The following is a 600-nucleotide window of genomic DNA, read 5'->3' on the forward strand; positions in this document are numbered from 1 at the left end:
TGGCGATACCGGAGATGGCGTTGCCGAGGTTCTGGACGCCGGACAGCAACGTGCCGGAGTTGTACCAGCCCGACGTCCACGCCCCGTTGGCGTTGGCAAGGCCCGAACTCCAGTCGTTCGAGTTGAAGAACCCGGACGTGTTGCTGGCATTCCCGTTGAAGAAGCCCGACGTCGTTGCCGAGGAGCCCCCGAAACTGGACGGGCCCGGGATGCCCAGTTGGAGTTGGCCGAGCAAATTCATCTGGAAGGGCACCGATATGTTCGCCCCGACCGCGAGGTTGTTTAGGACGATCTGGTTCACGACTATCGGGCCCATCGCTGGGACCGCTTGGTTGCCCGAGATAGTGATCGTGATCAGCACGGTCATCGAGAAACGGACCGGGATGGTCATTGCAGGGATGGAGACGGTGATCGGATCGATGTAGCCGGTGATCGGGATCGTTGAGTTGGTGCCGCCCACCAGGTTGATCGGAATCGCCGGGAAATTGATCGGGATGTGGTAGCCGTCGGCCCCTTGACTGTCGCCCAGGTTGAATGCGCCGAAGTTCCTGTCGCCGGTGTTCGCGAAGCCGGTGTTGATGTTGCCGGCGTTGGCGAAGC

The 600-nt window shown here is 61.3% G+C and carries 1 protein-coding gene; it reads right to left on the minus strand.

The genetic code is table 11. The features are described from left to right. A partial coding sequence (locus tag BST27_RS30780) for a hypothetical protein (RefSeq protein ID WP_428842052.1) occupies positions 1-600 on the minus strand: 600 nt, incomplete at both ends.

Source organism: Mycobacterium intermedium, from assembly GCF_002086275.1.
Classification (GTDB): domain Bacteria; phylum Actinomycetota; class Actinomycetes; order Mycobacteriales; family Mycobacteriaceae; genus Mycobacterium; species Mycobacterium intermedium.